Source organism: Paenirhizobium naphthalenivorans (assembly GCF_007992095.1).
Taxonomy (GTDB): Bacteria; Pseudomonadota; Alphaproteobacteria; order Rhizobiales; family Rhizobiaceae; genus Allorhizobium; species Allorhizobium naphthalenivorans.
In genome coordinates this window covers 1-679 of record NZ_BJZP01000132.1, presented here as the reverse complement: position 1 = coordinate 679, position 679 = coordinate 1, and the positions used below count along the sequence as shown (strand labels likewise).

Below are 679 nucleotides of genomic sequence, written 5' to 3'. Positions count from 1 at the left end.
TGCGGCGCTCCTGAACAAGCTTGCGGAGTACAATGTCACGCCGATTTCCGTGGGGCGATCGATCGTCGCCACCTGGCATCCTCACGAACAGGCGGTCATGCGCGCCATTCAGGAACTCGGACTGGAATTACAGATCAGCTTCAACAAGGGCGCGGTGATGGTGCTTCCGACCAGTATCAACAAGGCATCCGGACTGCTCCATGCTCTCAAGCACCTGGATATTTCTCGGCTGAACATCGTCGCCGTGGGTGACGCGGAAAACGATCACGCTTTCCTTGCGGCCTGCGGATGTTCCGCAGCGGTGGCCAATGCCGTTCCCTCCCTCATGCAGGAAGTCGATATTCGGCTGCTGAAGGATCACGGCGAAGGCGTTGCCGAACTGATCGACAGGATGCTGATCGAGGATCACAGGATTTTGCCGCTTCCGCGACGCGGTATTCTGGCAGGCGTCGACCGGCAGGGTCTGGACGTTTATATCGACCAGAGCGATCTGGTGCTGGTCGCAGGGAATTCCGGATGCGGCAAATCCAGCTTCATGACCTTGCTGACGGAGCGGATGGCGGACAAAGGCCAGGAGTTCTGCGTTATCGATCCCGAAGGCGATTATCTTCAACTGGAAAATGCGGTGACCATCGGCGGCCTCCGCGATCCCCCGGCAACCGAGGAAGCACTTCGTCTG

1 protein-coding gene is annotated in these 679 nt (G+C 58.6%); it reads left to right on the top strand.

Annotated features, from left to right (window positions below):
* A partial coding sequence (locus RNA01_RS23535; protein WP_147182472.1) for an HAD family hydrolase occupies window positions 1-679 on the top strand: 679 nt, incomplete at both ends.